At 72.9% G+C, this 21,262-nt stretch carries 16 protein-coding genes and 1 tRNA gene; 9 read left to right on the top strand and 8 right to left on the bottom strand.

Annotated features, from left to right (window positions below; genetic code table 11):
- Positions 1 to 14: 14 nt before the first annotated feature.
- Positions 15 to 452 carry a YqaA family protein gene (locus tag H596_RS0104575; protein WP_027283896.1) on the top strand — a complete coding sequence of 146 codons (438 nt, stop codon included), beginning with the start codon at positions 15 to 17 and terminating at the stop codon, positions 450 to 452.
- A gap of 79 nt (positions 453 to 531) precedes the next feature.
- Complete coding sequence (locus H596_RS0104570; protein WP_027283895.1) at positions 532 to 2,049, top strand: phytoene desaturase; 1,518 nt, start codon at positions 532 to 534, stop codon at positions 2,047 to 2,049.
- Here H596_RS0104570 and crtD read toward each other — a convergent pair.
- Both crtD and H596_RS20065 read right to left on the bottom strand, forming a co-directional pair.
- On the bottom strand, positions 2,030 to 3,610 hold the full coding sequence (gene crtD / locus H596_RS20070; RefSeq protein ID WP_084602575.1) for a 1-hydroxycarotenoid 3,4-desaturase CrtD: 1,581 nt from the start codon (positions 3,608 to 3,610) through the stop codon (positions 2,030 to 2,032). The two genes, H596_RS0104570 and crtD, sit on opposite strands and share 20 nt — an antisense overlap.
- Before the next feature lie 7 nt (positions 3,611 to 3,617).
- On the bottom strand, positions 3,618 to 4,379 hold the full coding sequence (locus tag H596_RS20065) for a hypothetical protein (RefSeq protein ID WP_037300029.1): 762 nt from the start codon (positions 4,377 to 4,379) through the stop codon (positions 3,618 to 3,620).
- Between the two features lie 99 nt (positions 4,380 to 4,478).
- On the opposite strand from H596_RS20065, the gene H596_RS0104555 reads away from it, so the two are divergent.
- On the top strand, positions 4,479 to 5,873 hold the full coding sequence (locus tag H596_RS0104555) for a cytochrome P450 (RefSeq protein WP_211225248.1): 1,395 nt from the start codon (positions 4,479 to 4,481) through the stop codon (positions 5,871 to 5,873).
- A complete protein-coding gene (locus tag H596_RS0104550; protein WP_027283893.1) occupies positions 5,870 to 7,009 on the top strand; it encodes an ATP-grasp domain-containing protein in 1,140 nt (379 codons plus the stop codon). The genes H596_RS0104555 and H596_RS0104550 overlap by 4 nt, the downstream gene beginning before the upstream one ends.
- Here H596_RS0104550 and H596_RS0104545 read toward each other — a convergent pair.
- Complete coding sequence (locus H596_RS0104545) at positions 7,001 to 7,930, bottom strand: carotenoid 1,2-hydratase (RefSeq protein WP_027283892.1); 930 nt, start codon at positions 7,928 to 7,930, stop codon at positions 7,001 to 7,003. The genes H596_RS0104550 and H596_RS0104545 overlap by 9 nt on opposite strands.
- A 176-nt stretch (positions 7,931 to 8,106) precedes the next feature.
- Between H596_RS0104545 and H596_RS0104540 the strand changes: the two genes are divergently transcribed.
- From H596_RS0104540 to H596_RS20060, 4 genes are all read left to right on the top strand, one after another.
- Positions 8,107 to 9,252 carry a methyltransferase gene (locus H596_RS0104540; protein WP_027283891.1) on the top strand — a complete coding sequence of 382 codons (1,146 nt, stop codon included), beginning with the start codon at positions 8,107 to 8,109 and terminating at the stop codon, positions 9,250 to 9,252.
- A gap of 67 nt (positions 9,253 to 9,319) precedes the next feature.
- The gene (gene fabI, locus H596_RS0104535) at positions 9,320 to 10,165 is read left to right on the top strand and encodes an enoyl-ACP reductase FabI (protein WP_456307586.1); all 846 of its coding nucleotides are present in this window, start codon (positions 9,320 to 9,322) and stop codon (positions 10,163 to 10,165) included.
- Entirely contained in the window at positions 10,162 to 11,364 is a 1,203-nt protein-coding gene (locus tag H596_RS0104530) for an acetate/propionate family kinase (RefSeq protein ID WP_342663334.1), read from the top strand. Before fabI ends, H596_RS0104530 begins: the two co-directional genes overlap by 4 nt.
- Positions 11,361 to 13,661: a DUF3141 domain-containing protein gene (locus H596_RS20060; RefSeq protein ID WP_051212388.1), complete on the top strand. Its 2,301-nt coding sequence runs from the start codon at positions 11,361 to 11,363 to the stop codon at positions 13,659 to 13,661. The genes H596_RS0104530 and H596_RS20060 overlap by 4 nt, the downstream gene beginning before the upstream one ends.
- Here H596_RS20060 and H596_RS0104520 read toward each other — a convergent pair.
- The 5 genes from H596_RS0104520 to ssb form a co-directional block, all read right to left on the bottom strand.
- Positions 13,659 to 13,731 (bottom strand) — tRNA-Lys (locus H596_RS0104520). The genes H596_RS20060 and H596_RS0104520 overlap by 3 nt on opposite strands.
- 55 nt (positions 13,732 to 13,786) lie before the next feature.
- The gene (locus tag H596_RS0104515) at positions 13,787 to 14,326 is read right to left on the bottom strand and encodes a peptidylprolyl isomerase (protein WP_245583952.1); all 540 of its coding nucleotides are present in this window, start codon (positions 14,324 to 14,326) and stop codon (positions 13,787 to 13,789) included.
- A gap of 79 nt (positions 14,327 to 14,405) precedes the next feature.
- Positions 14,406 to 14,918, bottom strand: coding sequence for a pantetheine-phosphate adenylyltransferase (gene coaD, locus H596_RS0104510; RefSeq protein ID WP_027283887.1), 513 nt, complete (start codon positions 14,916 to 14,918; stop codon positions 14,406 to 14,408).
- Positions 14,911 to 17,637, bottom strand: a complete 2,727-nt coding sequence (gene gyrA, locus H596_RS0104505) for a DNA gyrase subunit A (RefSeq protein WP_027283886.1) — start codon at positions 17,635 to 17,637, stop codon at positions 14,911 to 14,913. Before gyrA ends, coaD begins: the two co-directional genes overlap by 8 nt.
- Before the next feature lie 64 nt (positions 17,638 to 17,701).
- Complete coding sequence (ssb, locus tag H596_RS0104500) at positions 17,702 to 18,196, bottom strand: single-stranded DNA-binding protein (RefSeq protein ID WP_027283885.1); 495 nt, start codon at positions 18,194 to 18,196, stop codon at positions 17,702 to 17,704.
- Between the two features lie 148 nt (positions 18,197 to 18,344).
- Here ssb and uvrA point away from each other — a divergent pair, with 148 nt between their 5' ends.
- Positions 18,345 to 21,248: an excinuclease ABC subunit UvrA gene (uvrA, locus tag H596_RS0104495; protein ID WP_037300025.1), complete on the top strand. Its 2,904-nt coding sequence runs from the start codon at positions 18,345 to 18,347 to the stop codon at positions 21,246 to 21,248.
- Positions 21,249 to 21,262 lie beyond the last annotated feature (14 nt).

Genomic DNA, 21,262 nt, shown 5'->3' with positions numbered 1-21,262 from the left:
TTCCCTGCGGGGCGATGAGCGCGCTCGCCACCTACGCCTCGCTGTTCCTCGTCGCCTTCGGCGCCGCCTCGCTGCTGCCCATGCAGTCGGAGCCGGTGCTGGTCGGGCTGCTGCTCGCCTCCGACCATCCGGCCTGGGCGCTGGTGCTGGTGGCGAGCCTCGGCAACACGCTCGGCTCCTGCGTGAACTACGCGCTCGGGCGCATGGTCGAGCGCTTCCGCCATCGCCGCTGGTTTCCCGTGGGCGAGGCGGCGCTCGACCGCGCCCAGGCCTGGTATGCGCGCTGGGGCCGATGGTCGCTGCTGGCGAGCTGGGCGCCGATCATCGGAGACCCGCTGACCGTGGTTGCGGGCGTGATGCGCGAGCCCTTTTGGCGCTTCGTGCCGCTCGTGGCGCTCGCCAAGACGGGACGCTATGTCGTGCTCGCGTGGATCGCCTTGCAGCTCGCGTGAGGGCCGAGGTTTCCCTTTGGATTCCGCAGCGCGATGCGCGAGGATGCGGGAGCCGGGAACCGCCGAGGATCCCACACGCATGAACGTGATCTCCGCCCCCCCGCGCCCCGATGCCATCGTCATCGGCTCGGGCTTCGGCGGCCTCGCCGCGGCCGTGCGGCTCCTCGCGCGCGGCTATCGCGTCACGGTGCTGGAGAAGCTCGATGCGCCGGGCGGCCGCGCCTACACCTTCCGCCAGGACGGTTTCACCTTCGACGCCGGCCCCACCATCATCACCGCGCCCTATCTGCTCGAGGAGCTGTGGGCGCTGCACGGCCGCCGCATGGCCGATGACCTCGACCTGCGCGCCATCGACCCCTTCTACGTGATCCGCTTCGACGACGGCACGGAGTTCCGCGCCAGCGCCGACGTCAGCGCCATGCGCGAGGAGGTGCGGCGCATCGCGCCCGAGGATGTCGAGGGCTTCGAGCGCCACATCCGCGACTCGGAGGCGATCTACGACGTCGCCTTCGCGCAGCTCGCCGACCGGCCCTTCCACCGTCTCGGCGCCATGCTGGCCGCGGTGCCGGACATGATCCGCCTGCAGGGATACCGCTCCGTCTTCGGCAAGGTCTGCTCGAACTTCCGCAACCCGAAGCTGCGCGTCGCCTTCAGCTTCCACCCGCTGCTGATCGGCGGGAACCCGCTGAACACCACGGCCTACTACTGCCTCATCGCGCATCTGGAGAAGCTGCACGGCGTCCATTACGCCATGGGCGGCACGGGGGCCGTGGTGCGCGCGCTGGTGCGCCTGATCGAAGCCAAGGGCGGGCGCCTGCGCTGCGACGCGGAGGTGACGGAAATCCTGGCCGAGAACGGCGCCGCCGCCGGCGTGCGCCTGGCCTCTGGCGAGGTGCTGCGCGCCGATGTCGTCGTCTCCAACGCCGATCCGGCCTGGACCTATGCGAGGCTTCTCGGCGCACGGCCTCGCCGGCGCTGGACGGATGCGAAGCTCGCGCGCGCGAAGTATTCCATGGGCCTGTTCGTCTGGTATTTCGGAACCGACCGGCGCTTCGACGAGGTGTACCACCACACCATGGTGCTCGGCCCGCGCTACGAAGGGCTGCTGCGGGACATCTTCCAGCGCAAGCGCCTCGCCGAGGACATGTCGCTCTACCTCCATCGCCCGACGGCCAATGACCCCTCCCTCGCGCCGCCGGGCTGCGACGCCTTCTACGTGCTCTCGCCGGTGCCGCATCTGGGCGGCGGCATCGACTGGCGGGCCATGGCCGAGCCCTATCGCGCACGCATCCAGCAGCGCCTGGAGGAGACGGTGCTGCCCGGCCTCGGCCGGCACATCGTCACGCAGCGTCTGCTGACGCCGCTCGACTTCCGCGAGAGGCTGAACGCCTGGCAGGGCGCGGCCTTCGCCATGGAGCCGCAGCTCTTCCAGTCGGCCTGGTTCCGCCCGCACAACATGAGCGAGGAGCTGCGCAACCTCTTCCTCGTCGGCGCGGGCACCCATCCGGGCGCGGGCGTGCCGGGCGTGATCGCCTCCGCCCGCGTGCTGGATCAGGTGCTGCCGCCCGCGGAGTCCTTCACGTCGGCGCGGGTCTGATGCGACCGGCCGGAGGGCGGGACGTATCGGCAGTGACGCCGGCGGCCGCTGGCGAAAGCCCCAGCCCGACAATTGCGCGCCGCTCGCCCGCGCGGTCCTCCAGCAGCCGCGCGGCGGCCAGCCGGCCCGACATCGCGGCCATCGGCACGCCCGCGCCCGGATGCACCGATCCTCCGGCGAGGTAGAGCCCGGGCAGGCGCGAGGCGGCGCCGGGCCGCGCGAAGCTGCCCGTCATCCCATGGTTCGCGCGGCCGTAGAGCGCCCCGCCCGTGCCGGGAAACAGCGCGTGGAAACCCTTGGGCGTGGTGGCCGCCATGCGCCCGGGCGCGCGCGCGACATGCAGCCCGCAGGCCGCCAGCAGCGCGAAGGCCTCCGCCTCGTGCCGCGCGAGGTCGAGGGCCTGGGCATCGCCCTCCGCGGGCGCGTTCACGAGAACCAGAAGCCGCTCCGCCCCACCCGGCGCGGGCGCCTCGGCGGCGGGCCCGCGATCCTGCGCGCAGACATAGACGGTGGGCGCGGCGCACAGGCTCCGGCGGCGGAAGATCGCGTCGAACTCCTCGGCGTAGTCCTCCGCGAAGAAGACATTGTGGTGCGCCAGCGCGAAGCCCTCGGTCGGCGCATTCACGCACCAGGTGATGGCGGAGAGCGAGCGGCGCGCGCGCGGCGTCTCCGGCGCGGCCCGCCGCGCGCCCGCGCCGAGCAGCCCCTGCCCGAGCGCCGAGGCGTCGCCGTTGAACAGCACGGCCTCCGCCCGCTGCACCTCGCCCGTCGCGAGCCGCACCCCGGCCGCGCGCCCGCCATCGACGAGGACCTCCTCGACGCGCGCCCCGAAACGGAACCGCGCGCCCTGCGCCTCGGCCAGCCCATGCAGCGCCCGCGCGACCGCCGCCATGCCCCCGCGCACCTGCCACACCCCGTCCTGCTCCACATGCGCGATGAGCATCAGCGTGGCCGGCGCGAGGAAGGGCGAGGCGCCCACATAGGTGGCGTAGCGCGCGAAGAGCTGGCGCAGCCGCACGTCGCGGAAATGCGCGCCGAGCGCGCCCCAGAGGCTGCGCAGCGGCGCGGTGCGCCAGAACTGTCCGAGATTCCCCGCCCCCACGCGCCGCACGAGTTCCAGCGGCGAGGGCCGCTCGGAGGCGATGAAGGGCCCGGCCAGCGTGCGGTAGATCGCGGCGCTGCGCGCGCAGAACTCGCGATAGCCGCGCGCGTCCTCCGGCGAGGCGAAGGCGGCGATCGCCTCCATCGAGCGCCCGATGTCCGCGAAGAGGTCGAGCCGCCCGCCCGCCCGCCAGGCATGCCGCGCCAGAAGCTCCGAGGGCAGCATGTCCAGGTGGTCCTCGAGCCGCCGCCCCGCATCGGCGAAGAGCGCCTCGAAGATCCAGCGCATGGTGAAGACGGTGGGCCCCGCATCCACGCCGCGCCCCGCCACCTCGATCTGCCGCATCTTTCCGCCTGGGGCGGCGGCGGCCTCGAACACCGTCACCTCGCAGCCGCGCCGGGCGAGGTCGGCCGCCGCGGCGAGCCCGCCCACCCCCGCGCCGATGACGGCGACGCGCATATCGCCCTCAGGCCGCGGCCGCGCGCCGCGCGCGCAGCCCGAGCGTCACCTTGCGCTGGTGCCAGACGATCAGCGCGATGCCGGTGACGAGCGGGATCGCCCAGGTGACCGGGTGCAGGGCCAGCACCGGCATGATCCGCACCGAGCCGAAGGCGAAGAAGGCCGTGTAGACGCTGATCCCGGCGCCGACGAGCGCCTTGATGTGCTCCTTCAGCCAGTCGAGCGGCCCGGGATTGTCGCGCCAGAGGAACCACCAGTTCGTCGCCACCGTCGCCACGCCCACCACGGCGATGCCGATCATCAGCGGCTGGCCGATCCGCCAGCCATCCGCCGCGCAGGCGATGGCGGCCGCGAGCAGAAGCCATTGCAGGGCGCGGTTCAGCGGCGTGCGGTTCGCCGCATGGTCGCGGCGGTTGCGCACGCACAGCCAGCCGTACCAGACGAGGTTCACGGTCAGGATGGCGTTGTGCAGCATCATCCAGCCGAAGAGGCCGCGGATGAACTCCGCCTCGAAGCGACCGACGAGGTGCGGGTGCGTGCCGAAGGGGTCGCGCAGCGTCAGCAGGCTCATCCCCAGCGCCAGCAGCCCGGTGACGAGCAGGCAGGTGTTGAACACCAGGCCCCAGAGCTTGTGGTTCGCCCCGCCCTTGCGGCCGATCACGGGCACCCAGAAGGCGATGGCCCCCGTGGCCCCCGTGAAGATGTGCAGCAGGACCAGCGTGTGGAACAGGTCCAGTTCGGCGAGGTCGAGCAGCTTGCTCAGGTCCATGCGCGGGCCTCGGACAGCGGGGGCGACAATCTTGCTTGACACACTACGCCGTCACGCCGCCGAATGCACCCGCCTTCTCGACGGGTAAGCCCCATGAACATGATGGCGCCGCCGCCGCGGCCCGAGACCTTCACCCCGCCCAAGCCCACCTCGCTCTCCGCCCTCGTCTCGCTGCTGCGGGTGATGCTGCGGGGCGATGGTGACCTGCTCTCCCTGCTGCCGGCCGCCGCCTATCGGGTCGAGGTGGGGCATCTGGGCTGGTCGCGCCGGCAGATCCTCATCGTGAACCGCCCCGACCAGGTGCGGCGCGTGCTCTCCGACCCGGAGGGCATCTTCCCCAAGAGCGACCTGATGGTGGAGGCGCTCGATCCGCTGATCGGCGATTCGATCTTCGTCTCCTCCGGCGCCACCTGGAAGCGGCAGCGCCGGATGATCGACCCCTCGCTGACCATGATGCGCGTGACCAACGCCTTCCCCGCCATGGTCGCGGGCTGCGAGGCGGCGGAGGAGGCGCTGGAGGAGGAGGCCGCCCGGCGCCGCCCCGTCTCGCTCGACCTCACGATGAGCCATCTGACGGCCGACATCATCTGCCGCACCGTCTTCTCCACCAGCCTGCGCCACCAGGCGGCGCGGGACGTGTTCGACGCCTTCACCCTCTTCGAGCGCAGCGTGGCGCAGGTGGAAATCCGCCGCCTCATCTTCGACGAGGCCTGGCGCAACGCCCCGCAGCGGCCCGAAGTGCTGGAAGCCTGCCGCACCATCCGCCATCACCTCGCCGAGCTGCTCGACACCCATGCCGGCCCGCAGGCCGGGCGCTTCGACGACATCGCGAGCGCCGTCATCGCCGCGCGCGATCCGCAGACGGGCGAGGCCTTCTCGCGCGAGGAGCTGATCGACCAGCTCGGCGTGCTCTTCCTCGCCGGGCACGAGACGAGCGCGAGCGCGCTGACCTGGGTGTTCTTCCTCCTCGCCACCCGCCCCGCCCTGGTGGCGCGGCTGCGCGCGGAGCTGCGCGAGGTGTGCGGCGACGGCCCGGTGGAGTTCGAGCACACCAGGCGCCTCGTTTTCGCGCGCAACCTCTTCCGCGAGACGCTGCGCCTCTATCCGCCCATCACCTTCCTGCCGCGCGTGGCGCTGGAGGCGACCACGATCGGCGACTTCAAGGTGAAGCGCGGCGCGCTGGTCATGGTCGCGCCCTGGGTGCTGCACCGCCACCAGCGCTACTGGCGCGATCCGCACCTCTTCGACGCCGACCGCTTCCTGCCCGAGCGCGAGGGCGAGATCACGCCCGGCGCCTACATCCCCTTCGGCCTGGGCCCGCGCGTCTGCGCCGGCGCCGCCTTCGCCACCACCGAGGCCATCCTGCTCATCGCGCGGCTGTTCCGCCGCTTCGACTTCCGCGTGCTGGAGCCCGGCCGCGTTCGCCCCGCCGCGCGCCTCACCACGAGGCCCACCGAGCAGGTGATGGTCATGGTCTCGCGCGCGGGCGGATGAGCGCGCCCACCGTCCTTCTTACGCTCGGGCGGCTGCCCAAGGCGCTCGACATCGCGCGCAGCTTCTCGGCCGCGGGCTGGCGCGTGGTGGTGGCCGAGCCCTTCGCGCGGCACCTCACCGGGGCCTCGCGCCATGTGGCGAAATCCGTCGCGGTGCGGCCGCCGAGCGCGGGGAAGCAGGCCTATCTCGATGATCTCCTGCGCGTCGTGCGCGAGGAGGAGGCGCGGCTCGTGCTTCCCGTCTCGGAGGAGACGATGCATGTGGCGGCGCTGCACGGCCGCCTGCCCCCCGGGGTGCGCCTGTTCGCGCCCCCGCCCGAGCGCCTGCTGCCGCTGCACGACAAGCTCGCCTTCGCCCGGCGCTGCGCGGCCTACGGGGTGCGCGTGCCGGAAACCCATCCGCTCGGCACGGAGGAGGCGGCCGCCCTCGCGGCGCGGCAGGATGTGGTGGTGAAGCCCGTGCATTCCTGCGGCGGGCGGGGCTTCCGCCTTGTCCGGCGCGGCGCGCCCCTGCCCGCCGAGCCCGCCCCGCATGTGGTGCAGGCCTTCGTGCCGGGGCGCGTGCATTCCTCCTGCGGGATCGCGCAGGAGGGCCGGCTGGTCGCCAACGCCATCTACCGGGGCGTGATGTTCGCAGGCTCCGTCGCCACCGTCTTCGAGCGGGTGACGGACGCGCCGCGCATCGAGGAGTGGATCGCGCGCTTCGTCGCCGCCTCGGGCCATACCGGCTTCATCTCCTTCGACCTGATGGTGGACGAGGCGGGCGAACCCTGGGGCATCGAGTGCAATCCGCGCGCGACGAGCGGCGTGCATTTCCTGCGCACCGAGGCCATCGCGCCCGCCATCCTGGAGGGGATCCCGGCGGCTCCGCGCGAGGAGGCGCGGCTGCAGCAGTTCTACTCGGTGCTCACCGCGCTCTCGGGCGTGATGTTCCGACGCGGCTATCTCGCCACGCTGCGCACCCTGCTCGGCACGCGCGACGTCACCTGGTCCTGGCGCGACCCGCTGCCCTTCCTGACCATGACCTGGACCACCTGGCCCATCCTGCGCCTCGCGCTGCAGCGGCGCCGGCCCTTCGGCGAGGTCGCGACCCTCGACCTCGACTGGTACGAGGGCGAGCGCCCGCCCTCAGCCTAGCGCCCGCGGCACCTTGAAGGGCAGCATCGCGTACATGGAGGGGTGGGCGAAGCGGTCGAGGTCGAGGCTCTCGTGCACCGCCGTCGCGCGCTCGCCCAGCAGCCGGGTCTCGATGACGGAGCGCGCGTAGAAGGGCGTGTCCTCCAGCGTGCGCAGCACCCGCGCATGGCCGTCCTCCGAACGGGTGGGGCGGCGGATGCGCCACAGCGTGCGCGGCAGGCTCACCGGCGGCGGCGGCGGGAAGGCGCCCACCGCGCCGTCCTCGTCCACGCGCAGCGCGAGGCTCTGGCTCGATCCGTCGCGCCGCTCGGCGTGGTAGAGGATGGCGGTGCGGTCGGCCATCGGCGCGCGGCACCAGTCCCACTCCCGGAAATCCTGCTCGAGCGGCGCCGCCCCCGCGTTCCAGTCGAAATAGGCGGGGCCCGACCAGCGCAGCGCCGGGTTCTCCAGCGCCACCTCGACGCGCGCGCGCGCGGCGATGGGGTGCCACAGGTGCCGGCCCGCGCGGTCGAGCTCGAACCGGCGCGTGCTGAGCGCGCGCGGCCGCAGCCGCACCACGCCCGAGAGGCGCGAGGGGATGGGCGCCGTCACCTCCTGGATGCGGATGGTCAGCGCCTCGCCGTCCCAGTCGAGGCGCGATGGGCCGATCTGCAGGAAATCCGCGCCGCGGGCGAGGGCGCCGCGGCGGCGGTCGGTCATCGCCCAGCGGCGCGGCCGGCCGTAGAGCGCGACGTTCAGGCAGCAGTGGTTGTGCGGATCGCCCCCGCCGCCGCGACGGGCCAGGGCATACCAGGGCGAGAACACCGTGCCGATGAAGGCGATCAGCGTGATGCCCTGCGTTCCGTCCTCCGAGAGCGCGTCCACATACCACCAGGCATAGCCGCGCTCCGGCACCGGCCTGTCGAACTCCCAGCCCCTCATCGCCGCCCCCCGGACGCCGCCGCGTGGCCCCGGAAACCGGCCGGCGCCTGCCGGGTGATCGCGCGTCCCATGCGCGGAGTGACGCCCGGACCGGCTCTCACTGTCAATCCATTCTGACATTCATCTGGGCTTGGCCTCGTGACTGGTCTAGGCTCGCGCCCGTTGTGGAGAGCCGCATGAGCGACCGCGTGGCCGATGTCCCGCCGCCCGCCCCCTCGCTGAAGGAGCGTTTCCTCGCCTTCCGCGACCGGATGGTGGCCGATCCGCGCTTCCGCGACTGGGCGGCGCGTTTCCCGCTCACCCGGCCGCTCGCGCGGCGCCGGGCGCGGGCGCTGTTCGACCTCAATGCGGGCTTCGTCTATTCGCAGATCCTCGCCGCCGCGGTGCGGCTGGGCGTCTTCGAGGCGCTGCGCGAGGGGCCGCGGCCGGTTCCCTGGCTCGCGCAGCGGCTTTCCCTCTCCACCGACGCGACGATCCGGCTGATGGAGGCGGCGGCGGCGCTGAAGCTCGTCGCGCCGCGCAGCGGCGGGCGCTACGGCCTCGGCGCGCTCGGCGCGGCGCTGGTGGACAACCCGGGCGTGGCCGCGATGGTGGAGCACCACGCGCTGTTCTACGCCGACCTCGCCGCCCCCGTGGCGCTGCTGCGCAACCCGCGCGGCGGCACGCGGCTCGCCCGCTACTGGGCCTATGCGGGCCATGCGGAGGCGGAGGCGCTGGAGGCCGGCGCGGTGGGGGAGTACAGCGCGCTCATGGCCGCCTCCCAGCCCATGATCGCGGCCGAAATCCTCGCCGCCTACGACCTCTCGCGCCATCGCCGGCTGATGGATGTGGGCGGCGGCGAGGGCGCCTTCCTCTGCGCCGCCGGCAAGCGCCACCCGTCGCTCGGCCTGGTGCTCTTCGACCTGCCGGCGGTGGCCGAGCGCGCCCGCGCGCGCTTCGCCCGCGAGGGGCTCGCCGCGCGCGCCGAGGTGCATGGCGGCAGCTTCCACAGCGAGGGGCTTCCGCGCGGGGCGGACGCGATCTCCCTCGTGCGGGTGGTGCACGACCACGACGACGCCGAGGCGCGCGCCCTGCTGCGCCGGGTCCATGCCGCCCTGCCGCCCGGGGGGGTGCTGCTGCTGGCCGAGCCCATGTCCGGCACGCCGGGCGCGGAGCCGGTGGGCGAGGCCTATTTCGGCTTCTACCTGCTCGCCATGGGGCGCGGCCGACCGCGCCGGATGGAGGAGCTGCAGGCGATGCTGCGCGAGGCCGGCTTCCGCGACAGCCGCCCCCTGCCCACCCGCACGCCGATGCTGACCAGCCTGCTGCTCGCCAGGGCCTGATCCGCCCCCCTGCGTCGCGCAACGGTCATCGCCCCTTGGCGGCCGCTCTGCCTATGGTGCAGGAAGCATGCTGCACCGCACGGAGCCCCGGATGGACGAGATGCCGAGCGACCTCCTGCCCCGCCTCTGGTCCGCGCAGACGCGGCTGGGCGAGGCGCTGCGGGGCCGGCGCGGCCTGGTCGTGGGCATCGCCGATGCGCGCAGCATCGCCTATGGCTGCGCCGCCGTGCTGCGCGCCTGCGGGGCCGAGCTCGCCCTCACCTGGCGCAACGAGAAGGCGGAGCCGCATGTGCGCCCGCTGGCCGAGAGGCTCGGCGCGCGCCTCGCCATGCCGCTGGACGTGGAACAGCCCGGCGCGATGGAGGCGGTCTTCGCGCGGCTCGGGCAGGAATGGGGGCGGCTCGACTTCGTGATCCACTCCATCGCCTTCGCCCCGCGCGCCGACCTGCACGGCCGCGTGGTGGACTGCTCGGCCGAGGGCTTCGCCCAGGCCATGCACGTCTCCTGCTGGTCCTTCCTGCGCATGGCGCATCTCGCGGAGCCGCTGATGGGCGAGGGCGGCGCGCTCGTCACCATGAGCTATCACGGCGCCGAGCGGGTGGTGGACCACTACAGCCTCATGGGCCCGGTGAAGGCCGCGCTCGAGGCCGCGGTGCGCTATGCGGCGGCCGAGCTGGGGCCGCGGGGCATCCGCGTCTTCGCCGTCTCGCCGGGGCCGATGCCCACCCGCGCGGCCTCGGGCATCGCGCGGTTCGACACGCTGCTGGAGATGGCCGAACGCCGCGCCCCGCAGCAGCGCCTCGTGGACATCGCGGAGGTGGGGCGCGTCGTCGCCTTCCTGGTCAGCGGCGCGGCCTCGGGCATGACGGGCGAGGTCATCCACGTGGATGGCGGCCTGCACATCCGGGCATGAGCATGCCGCCCTCGATCCTCGTCCTCAACGCCGGCTCCTCCTCGCTGAAATTCGCCGCCTATGCGGCCGCAGACGGGCCGCCCGCGCCGCTCTGCGCGGGGCAGGTGGAGGGCTTGGGCGCCGCGCCGCGCTTCCGCGCGCGCGGGCCCGGCGGCGAGGCGCTGGCCGAGCGGCGCTGGGAGGGCGGCGGCGCGCCCGCCACCCATGAGGAGGCGCTCGCCACCATCATCGCCTGGCTGCCGGAGGTGCTGGGCGCGGCCCCGCCGCGGGCCATCGGCCACCGCGTCGTCCATGGCGGGGCGGAGTTCGCGGCCCCCGTGCGCCTTTCGCCGCCGGTGATGGAGCGGCTGCGCGCCCTCATCCCGCTCGCGCCGCTGCATCAGCCGCACAACCTCGCGGGCATCGAGGCGGCGGCGCGGCATTTCCCGGGCGTGCCGCAGATCGCCTGCTTCGACACCGCCTTCCACCGCACCCAGCCCGAGGTGGCGGAGCGCTTCGCCCTGCCCGACCGCTTCTTCCGCCAGGGCATCCGGCGCTACGGCTTCCACGGCCTCTCCTACGAATCCATCGCGCGCCGCCTCGCGCGCGAGGATGCGGCGCTGGGCGGGGCGCGCCTCGTCGTGGCGCATCTCGGCAATGGGGCCTCGCTGTGCGCCATCGCCGGGGGGCGGAGCGTGGCGACGAGCATGGGATTCACCGCGCTCGACGGCGTGCCCATGGGCACGCGCTGCGGCCAGCTCGACCCCGGCGTGGTGCTGCATCTGCTGGACGCCATGGGCATGACGACCGCGGAGGTGACGCGGCTGCTCTACCACGAGAGCGGGCTCAAGGGCCTCTCCGGCGTCTCGCAGGACGTGCGCGAGATCGAGGCGGCGGGCGGCGAGGCGGCCGAGCGCGCGCTCGGCCATTTCGCCTATCGCGTGCGGCGCGAGATCGCGGCGCTGGCCACGACCATGGGCGGGCTCGACGCGCTGGTCTTCACCGCCGGCATCGGCGAGAACGCGGCGGGCGCGCGCGCGCGCATCTGCGAGGGGCTGGGCTTCCTCGGCATCGCGCTCGATCCCGCGGCGAATGCGCGCAACGCCCCGGAGATCGGCGCCGGCCCCGTGCGCGTGCTGGTCCGCCCCACCGACGAGGAAGGCATGATCGCCGCGCATTGCCTTGCCCTGATCGCCCCGGCGACGGAGACGCTGCCATGACCGACCCGCATCCCGCCTCGGCCTTCCTCGAGCTGGCGGAGCGCGGCCAGCAGGCCTGGCGCCGCATGGCCGCGCAGGCGCAGGGCGTGATGGACCTCGCCGCCGCGCGGGCCATCGGCCTCGCCGCCAACCTGCCGCGGCTGCCGGAATCGCTGCCCCCGCCGCCCCCGCCGCCGGCGCTGTTCGCCGCGGCGGCGGAATACGCGCTGGATGCGGCGCAGCGCGGCGCGCTCTTCCTCGACATCATGCGGCAGGCGGGCAACATCTTCATCGCGCACGAGGAGGCGGGCTGCCCGCCCGTGCTCGTCTTCGACTACGAGACGCTGCTCGACGGCCGCAGCCTGCCGCGCCCGGTGAACTACGCGCTGGTGCGCATCCTCCCCGGCGCGGGCATGCCCGCCACCGATCCCGCGCTGCGCCCCTTCGTGATCGTGGACCCGCGGGCGGGCCATGGCGCGGGCATCGGCGGCTTCAAGTCCGACAGCCAGGTGGGCGTGGCGCTGCGGCGCGGCCACCCGGTCTATTTCGTCATCTTCTTCCGCGACCCGGAGCCGGGGCAGACCATCCTCGACATCACCGCCGCCGAGGGCGCCTTCCTGCGCCTGGTGCGCGACCGCCACCCGGATGCGCCCAAGCCCGTGGTGATCGGGAACTGCCAGGGCGGCTGGGCGGTGATGATGCTGGGCAGCGCCGAGCCCGATCTCGTCGGCCCGCTGGTGCTGAACGGCGCGCCGCTCTCCTACTGGGCGGGCGAGAAGGGCCGCAACCCGATGCGCTACCTGGGCGGGCTCGCCGGCGGCGGCTGGCCCGCGGCGCTGCTGGCCGATCTCGGCAACGGGCGCTTCGACGGGGCGAACCTCGTGCTGAACTTCGAGGCCCTCTCGCCCGCCACCACCTGGTTCCGCAAATACTGGGACCTCTACGAGAAGGCCGACCACGAGGGGCCGCGCTTCCTGGAGTTCGAGCGCTGGTGGGGCGGGTTCTTCCTGATGAACCGCGACGAGATCGGCTGGATCGTGGACAACCTCTTTATTGGCGACCGCTTCGCGCAGGGCGCGCTCGCCGCCCCCGAACAGGGGCGCTTCGACATGCGCGCCGTGCGCTCGCCCGTCATCGTCTTCGCCTCGGCGGGCGACAACATCACCCCGCCCGGCCAGGCGCTGCGCTGGATCGCGGACGTGTACGGCGACGAGCGCGAAATCCGCGCGCGCGGGCAGACCATCGTCTATCTGCTGCACGAGGAGATCGGGCACCTCGGCATCTTCGTCTCGGGCAAGGTGGCGCGGAAGGAGCACAGCGAGATCGCGACCACGCTGGAGATGATCGAGGCGGTGGCCCCGGGCCTCTACGAGATGGTGATCACCGAGGAGGGCGGCGGCAACGCGCCCTACGCCGTCGAGCTCGTCGAGCGGAAGATGAGCGACATCCGCGCGCTCGCCGGCGAGGCGGACAATCACGCCTTCCCCGCCGTCGCGCAGATTTCCGAACTCGGCCAGGCGATCTACGACACGGCCGTGAGTCCGCTCGTGCGCGCGACGGCCACCGAGGCGGGGGCGGAGCTGCGCCGGCAGCTTCATCCGCTGCGGCTGCGCCGCACCCTGGTTTCCGACCGCAACCCCTTCCTCGCCTGGGTGGCGCCGGCGGCGGAGATCGCGCGCCGGCACCGCGCCCCCGCCGCGGCCGACAACCCCTTCCTCGCCTGGGAGCGGGTCTTCGCCGATGCGGTGGAGGAGGGCATCACCCGCTGGCGCGAGGCGCAGGAGGCGGTGGCGGAGATCGCCTTCCACGCCGTCTATGGCGGCCTCGCCGCGCTCGGGATCGGCGCGCGCGCCCCGGCCCGCGCCGCCGCAGAGGGGCAGGAGGCGGCGCTGCTGGAGGAGGCGGCGGGCCGGGCGGAACGCCTCGCGCCGCTCGGCGGCTATGCGGAGGCGGTGGTGCGCATGCTGGTGCTGCTCGCCGAGGCGCGCGGGGCGGTGCGGCGCTCGCGCCTCGAACGCTCCAGCGCGCTGCTGACGACGGAGGAGCCCTTCCGCTCCCTCAGCCCCGAGCGGCGTCAGGAGATGATCCGCGAGCAGACGCTGATCGTCGCGCTGCAGCCCGCGCTCGCGCTCGAAAGTCTGCCGCTGCTGCTGCCGGAGGAGGAGGATCGCCGCCGGGCCATGGCCGCCGTGGAGGGCGTGGCGGGTCCGGAGGAGGAGCTGGGCGAGCACGCGCGGGCGATGCTGGCGCGGCAGCGGGCGGTGCTGGGGCTCAGCGGCGCGGAGGAGGCCGCAGCGCCGGCGACGCGGAGGGAATGAGCCGGGCGGGACTCGAACCCGCGACCACATGATTAAAAGTCACGTGCTCTACCAACTGAGCTACCGGCCCGCGCGCCCGCGGCGCGGGGCAGAAACCGCGCCGCGGACGGGAAGTCAACCGCCGATCAGGCCGGGATGTCGGCCATCACCTGCATGCGGATCAGCCGGTCGGGGTTGCGCACGATGCCGTTCGGCCCCTGGCCGCGGGCGATGCGGTCCACATGCTCCATGCCGGCCGTGACCTGGCCCCAGATGGTGTACTGGCCGTTCAGAAAATCGCCGGGCGCGAACATGATGAAGAACTGGCTGTTCGCGCTGTTCGGATCCTGCGCGCGCGCCATGCCGCAGGTGCCGCGCAGGAAGCGCGCGCGCGAGGCGGGCACGAACTCGGCCGGCAGGTCGGGGAAGCCGCGGTCGCGGAAGCCGCCCGTGCCGGTGCCGGTGGGGTCGCCGCCCTGGGCCATGAAGCCCTCGATCACGCGGTGGAAGGGCGTGCCGTCGTAGAGGCCCTGGCGCGTCAGCGTCTTGATGCGCTCGACATGGCGCGGCGCGAGATCGGGGCGGAGCTGGATGGTGACGAGGCCGTTGTCCTTGAGCGTCATGCGCAGCATGTTCTCGCGGTCCGGCGCGGCGCCCTGGGCTTCGGCCTCGGTGGTGTCGGTCATGATGAATCCCGTTGCGATGAAAGGGGTGGCGAGAAGGGCGCGGCGGTGCATCTCTGTTCCTCCGTGCGGATGGGCGCGATCAGCCCGCCGCGGGGCGGCGGACGCGCGCGAGGGTGCGCTCCAGCGTGAGCGGCGGGACGAAGGAGGAGATGTCCCCGCCGAGCTGCGCGATCTCCTTCACGAATCGCGAGGAGATGAAGTGGTTGCGCTCGCTGGCCATGAGATACACCGCCTCGATGTCCGGCGCGAGGCGCGCGTTCATCCCCGCCATCTGGAACTCGTAGTCGAAATCCGTCACGGCGCGCAGCCCGCGCACGATCATCTGCGCGCCGAGTTCGCGCGCGAAATGAACGAGCAGCCCGGTGAAGGGCCGCACCTCGATGCGGCAGCCGCTGCGCCGGGCGATGGGCTCCATCTCCGCGCGCACGAGCTCCGCCCGCTCCTCGAGCGGGAAGAGCGGGCCCTTGCCGGCGTTCATCGCCACCCCGACCACGAGCCGGTCCACCAGCCGCGCGGCGCGGCCGATCACGTCCAGATGCCCGTTGGTGATGGGGTCGAAGGTGCCCGGATAGAGGGCCACGCGCTCAACCATTCTCCTGGGCCTCCTCCTCGCCATCCTCCAGCACGGGGAAGCAGCTCGTCACCTGCTCCTCCTCCTCGAGGCGCTGCAGCATCACGCCCTGGGAGAGCCGGCCGGTCTGGCGCACCTGGTCGGCGTCGAAGCGGATGGCCTGGCCCGCGTCGGTCATCATCATGATGTGGTCGCCCGAGGCGACGACGAAATTGGCCACCACGCGGCTGCCCGTGCGCCGGCTGAAGGCGATGTTGGTGATGCCCTGCCCGCCGCGCCCGGTGACGCGATACTCGTAGGCGCTGCTGCGCTTGCCGAAGCCGCGTTCGGTGACGGTGAAGAGGAACTGTTCGGCGCGCTCCAGCTCCTTCTCGCGCTCCGGCGAGAGGACGATGGCCTCGGCCGGCGCCTCGCCCTCCTCCGCGGGCTGCGGGGCGGGCTCGGACTCCTCGCCGGCGGCGCGGCGGCGCTGGGCTGCGAGGCGCAGATAGGCCTCGCGCTCCGCCGGGCTCGCCTCGACATGGCGCAGCACCGCGAGCGCGATCACCGCATCGCCCGGGGCGAGGCGGATGCCGCGCACCCCCGTCGAATCGCGCCCGGCGAAGACGCGCAGCGTCTCCGCATCCGCGACGAAGCGGATCGCCTTGCCGAGCCGCGTGGCGAGCAGCACGTCGTCGCCCTCGTGGCAGGTGGCGACGCCGATGAGCGTCTCCCCTTCCGCGAGCTTCATGGCGATGAGGCCGGAGGCGCGGATGTTGCGGAAATCCGAGAGGCGGTTGCGCCGCACATCGCCCCCCGAGGTGGCGAAGACGAGGTGCAGCGCGTCCCACAGGCTCTCGTCCTGGGGCAGCGGCAGCACGGCGGTGACGCTCTCGCCCTCCTGCAGCGGCAGCACCTGCCGCAGCGAGCGGCCCTTGCCCGTCGGCCCGCCTTCGGGGAGCTGCCAGACCTTCTCGCGATAGGCCATGCCGCGCGAGGTGAAGAACAGCACCCACTGGTGCGTGTGCGCGACGAAGCTGCGCACCACCGCGTCGTCGGCGCGGGTGGCCGCGGCCGCGCGCCCCTTGCCGCCGCGATTCTGCGCGCGGAACACGTCGAGCGGCGTGCGCTTCACGTAGCCGTCGCGCGTCAGCGTCACCACCATGGAGGCGGGGGCGATCAGGCTCTCGTCGTCGATGTCGGCGTCGCTGTCCTCGATGCGCGTCAGGCGCGGCGCGGCGAGGGTGGCGCGCACCGCGCGCAGCTCCTCGGCCATCACCTCCATGCGGCGCGGATGGCTGCCGAGGATTTCGAGCAGCTCGGTGATGCGCGCGCCCACCTCGCGCAGCTCGGCGTCGATCTTCTCGCGCTCGAGCCCGGTGAGGCGCTGCAGCCGCAGGTCGAGGATGCCGCGGGCCTGCGCCTCGGTCAGCCGCATGGTGCCCTCGGCGGAGAGCACATTGCCCTCGTCCTGCACCAGCGCCACCAGCGGCGCGACGTCGGCCGCCGGCCAGTCGCGCGCCATCAGCGCCGCGCGCGCGGCCGCCGCGTCCGGGCTTTCGCGGATCAGCCGGATCACCTCGTCGATGTTCGCCACCGCGATGGCGAGGCCGATCAGCGTGTGCGCCCGCTCCCGCGCCTTGCCCAGCCGGTGGCGCGAGCGGCGCAGGATCACCTCCTCGCGGAACTCGATGAAGGCGAGCAGCGCCTCGCGCAGCCCCATCTGCTGCGGCCGCCCCTTGTGCAGGGCGAGGAAGTTGACGGCGAAGCTCACCTGAAGCTGCGTCATGCGGTAGAGCGTGTTGAGCACGATCTCCGCCACCGCGTCCTTCTTCACCTCGATGACGATGCGCAGTCCCGAGCGGTCGGACTCGTCGCGAAGGTCGCTGATGCCCTCGATCTGCCTCGTGCGCACCAGCTCCGCGATGCGCTCGATCAGCGCGGCCTTGTTCACCTGGTAGGGGATCTCGGTGACGACGATGGCCTGGCGGCCGCCCTTCATCTCCTCGATCTCGCAGGCCGCGCGCAGCGGGATGGAACCGCGCCCCGTCTCGAAGGCGGCGCGGATGCCGGACCGGCCGAGGATGATCCCGCCCGTGGGGAAATCGGGCCCCGGGACGATCTCCATGAGCCGCGAGAGCGGCGTGGCGGGATCGGCGATCAGGGCGAGGGCGGCGTCGATCACCTCGGCCGGGTTGTGGGTGGGGATGTTCGTCGCCATGCCCACCGCGATGCCGCCCGCCCCGTTCACCAGCAGGTTCGGGAAGGCGGCGGGGAGCACGCGCGGCTCCTCCGCGCTCTCGTCGTAGTTGGGCGCGAAATCGACGGTGTCCTCGTCGATTCCCTCCAGCAGCGCGGCCGCGGAGCGGGCGAGGCGCACCTCCGTGTAGCGCATGGCCGCGGGCGGATCGCCGTCCATGGAGCCGAAATTGCCCTGCCCGTCGATCAGCGGCACGCGCATCGAGAAGGGCTGCGCCATGCGCACCATGGCGTCGTAGATCGCGGCGTCGCCGTGCGGGTGATATTTGCCCATCACGTCGCCCACCACGCGGGCGGATTTGCGGTGCGGCTTGTCGGCCGTGTAGCCGGCCTCCTGCATGGCGAAGAGGATGCGCCGGTGCACCGGCTTCAGGCCGTCGCGCACATCGGGCAGCGCGCGGCTGACGATCACGCTCATCGCGTAGTCGAGGTAGGAGCGGCGCATCTCCGTCTCGAGCGCGATGGGCGCGATGTCTTCGGGCTTCTCTGTGTTGTCGCTCAAACGCTCTGTTCCTCAGGGGGCGCGCAGGCGGCCCGGCCTTCGCGGGAGGGCGGCGGGGCGGGCCTCAGAAGGGGATGTCGTCGTCCAGGTCGGCCTTGCGGGGCGCGTCCCAGCCGCCGCCGCGCGCCCCGCCCGGGCGCGCGGGCGCGGACCCGCCCGAGGCGCGCTCGGCCCCGCCATAGCCGCGCTCCTCCGCCCCCTCGCCCGCGCCGCCGCGCCCGCCGACGAGCGCGAGCTCGCCCCGGTAGGGCCGCAGCACGATCTCGGTGGTGTAGCGGTCCTGGCCCGACTGGTCCTGCCATTTGCGGGTCTCGAGCTGGCCCTCGATGTACACCTCGCTGCCCTTGCGCAGATAGCGCTCGGCGATCTCGCCCAGCTTCTCGTTGAAGATGGCGACGGAGTGCCACTCCGTGCGCTCCTGCATGTTCCCCTCGCGGTCCTTGTAGCGTTCGGAGGTGGCGATGCGCAGGTTCACCACCCGCCCGCCATTCTGGAAGTTCCGCACCTCGGGGTCCTTCCCGAGCCGGCCGAGGATGATCACCTTGTTCACGCCGGCCATGGGGCGCGCCTCCTGACGCTGTTCGGGGTGGGCAAAACGGAGCGGCAAACTACCTCTTGCCGGCCGCCGCGCCAACCCGCGGCCCCCTTCCGGCCCCCCGGCCGACCTGCGACAAGCCCCGCCATGCCGCCCGCCCGGAGTGTCTTCCATGCCGCGTGACAGCGCCCCCCGAACCGGCCCCTCGGAGACCGGCCTCATCCGCGTGCGCGGGGCGCGCACCCACAACCTCAAGTCGCTCGACCTCGACCTGCCGCGCAACCGGCTGATCGTGCTGACGGGGCTCTCCGGCTCGGGCAAATCCTCGCTCGCCTTCGACACCATCTACGCCGAGGGCCAGCGCCGCTATGTCGAGAGCCTCTCGGCCTATGCGCGGCAGTTCCTCCAGCTCATGGAGAAGCCCGACGTGGATTCGATCGAGGGGCTCTCCCCCGCCATCTCGATCGAGCAGAAGACGACGAGCCACAACCCGCGCTCCACCGTCGGCACGGTGACCGAGATCCACGACTACATGCGCCTGCTCTGGGCGCGCGTGGGCGTGCCGCATTCGCCCGCCACGGGCCTGCCCATCGAGGCGCAGACGGTGAGCCAGATGGTGGACCGGGTGCTCGCCATGCCCGAGGGCACGCGGCTGCTCATCCTCGCGCCCGTCATCCGCGGCAAGAAGGGCGAGTACAGGAAGGAGCTCGCGGAATACCAGCGCCGCGGCTTCGAGCGCGTGAAGATCAACGGCGCGCTGCACCTGATCGCCGAGGCGCCGAAGCTCGACAAGAAGCTCAAGCACGACATCGAGGTGGTGGTGGACCGCGTGGTGGTGCGGGACGGCCTCGCGCAGCGCCTCGCCGAGAGCTTCGAGACCGCCCTCGCCCTCGCCGAAGGCATCGCCTACGCCGAGAACGCCGACACGGCCGAGCGCACGGTGTTCAGCCAGAAATTCGCCTGCCCCGTCTCGGGCTTCTCCATCGAGGAGATCGAGCCGCGCCTCTTCTCCTTCAACTCGCCGCAGGGCGCCTGCCCGGCTTGCGACGGGCTGGGCACGGAGAGCTTCTTCGACCCTGCGCTGGTCGTGCCGAACGAGGCGCTGAGCCTGAAGGAGGGCGCCATCGCCCCCTGGGCGGGCAACGCCTCCAGCCCCTATTACGACCAGACCCTCGCTTCCCTCGCGCAGCATCTGAGGATCAGCCTGGAAAAGCCCTGGGAGGAGCTGCCGGCCGATGCGCGCGCGGCCATCCTGTGCGGCACGAAGGGCGAGCCGGTCACGCTGCGCTACCGCGACGGGCTGCGCGCCTATGAGGTCACGAAGCCCTTCGAGGGCGTGATCGCCAATCTCGAGCGCCGCTTCCGCGAGACGGACAACCCCTGGGTGCGCGAGGATCTCGCGCGCTACCAGGCCGAGAAGCCCTGCCACGCCTGCGGCGGGCACCGCCTCAAGCCGCAGGCGCTGGCCGTGAAGGTGGCCGGCCGGCACATCGGCGAGGTGAGCGCGCTCTCCATCCGCCGCGCGCGCGAGTGGTTCGCGGGCGTCCACGCCACCCTCACGCCGCAGCGCCAGGAGATCGCGCGGCGCATCCTGCGCGAGATCGAGGAGCGGCTGCAGTTCCTCGTGGACGTGGGGCTCGACTACCTCTCGCTCGCGCGCGGCAGCGCCACCCTCTCGGGCGGCGAGAGCCAGCGCATCCGCCTCGCCTCGCAGATCGGCTCCGGCCTCACCGGCGTGCTCTACGTGCTGGACGAGCCCTCCATCGGCCTGCACCAGCGCGACAACGAGCGCCTGCTCGCCACGCTGCGCCGGCTGCGCGACCTCGGCAACACCGTGCTGGTGGTGGAGCACGACGAGGACGCGATCCGCACGGCGGACCATCTGGTGGACATCGGCCCCGGCGCGGGCGCGGCCGGAGGCACCGTGGTGGCGCAAGGCACGCCCGAGGAGGTGGCGGCGCATCCCACCTCCATCACCGGCGCCTATCTCTCGGGCCGGCGCGGCATTCCCATCCCCGCCACCCGCCGCCCGCACGACCGGCAGCGGCTGCTGCGCGTCGTCGGCGCCACGGGCAACAACCTCAAGGACGTGACGGCGGAGTTCCCGCTGGGCACCTTCACCGCCGTCACGGGCGTCTCGGGCGGAGGCAAATCCACGCTGGTCATCGAGACGCTGTTCAACGGGCTCGCCCGGCGTCTCGCGGGCAGCGCCGTCGTGCCCGCACCGCACGCGCGCATCGAGGGCGTCGAGTTCCTCGACAAGGTGATCGACATCGACCAGTCGCCGATCGGGCGCACGCCGCGCTCCAACCCCGCCACCTACACCGGCCTCTTCGCACCCATCCGCGACTGGTTCGCGGAGCTGCCCGAGGCGCGGGCGCGCGGCTACAAGCCCGGCCGCTTCAGCTTCAACGTCAAGGGCGGGCGCTGCGAGGCCTGCCAGGGCGACGGCGTCATCAAGATCGAGATGCACTTCCTGCCCGACGTCTACGTGACCTGCGACGCCTGCAAGGGCAAGCGCTACAACCGCGAGACGCTGGAGGTGAAGTTCCGCGGCCAGTCCATCGCCGATGTCCTGGACATGACGGTGAGCGAGGCGCGCGCCTTCTTCGCCGCCGTGCCCGCCATCCACGAGAAGCTGCGCACGCTGGAGGAGGTGGGGCTCGGCTACATCCACCTCGGCCAGCAGGCCACCACCCTCTCGGGCGGCGAGGCGCAGCGCATCAAGCTCGCCAAGGAGCTCTCGCGCCGCGCCACGGGCCGCACCCTCTACATCCTGGACGAGCCCACCACCGGGCTGCACTTCGAGGATGTGCGCAAGCTGCTCGAGGTGCTGCACGCGCTGGTCGCCGCCGGCAACACGGTCATCGTGATCGAGCACAACCTCGAGGTGATCAAGACGGCCGACTGGGTGATCGACCTCGGCCCCGAGGGCGGCGAGGGCGGCGGGCGCATCGTCGCGGAAGGAACGCCCGAGCAGGTGGCGGCCAACCCCGCGAGCCACACGGGCCGCTTCCTCGCGCCCATCCTCGCGCGCCACGCGGCGCCGTCGAGGCCGCGGCGCAGGCGCGCCTGATAGGGGCGGCGCCC

Origin of the sequence: Rubritepida flocculans DSM 14296 (assembly GCF_000425365.1) — a bacterium.
GTDB classification, from domain to species: Bacteria; Pseudomonadota; Alphaproteobacteria; order Acetobacterales; family Acetobacteraceae; genus Roseococcus; species Roseococcus flocculans.
Note: the sequence above shows the minus strand (reverse complement) of the source record. Positions and strands in the feature narration are given on the sequence as shown.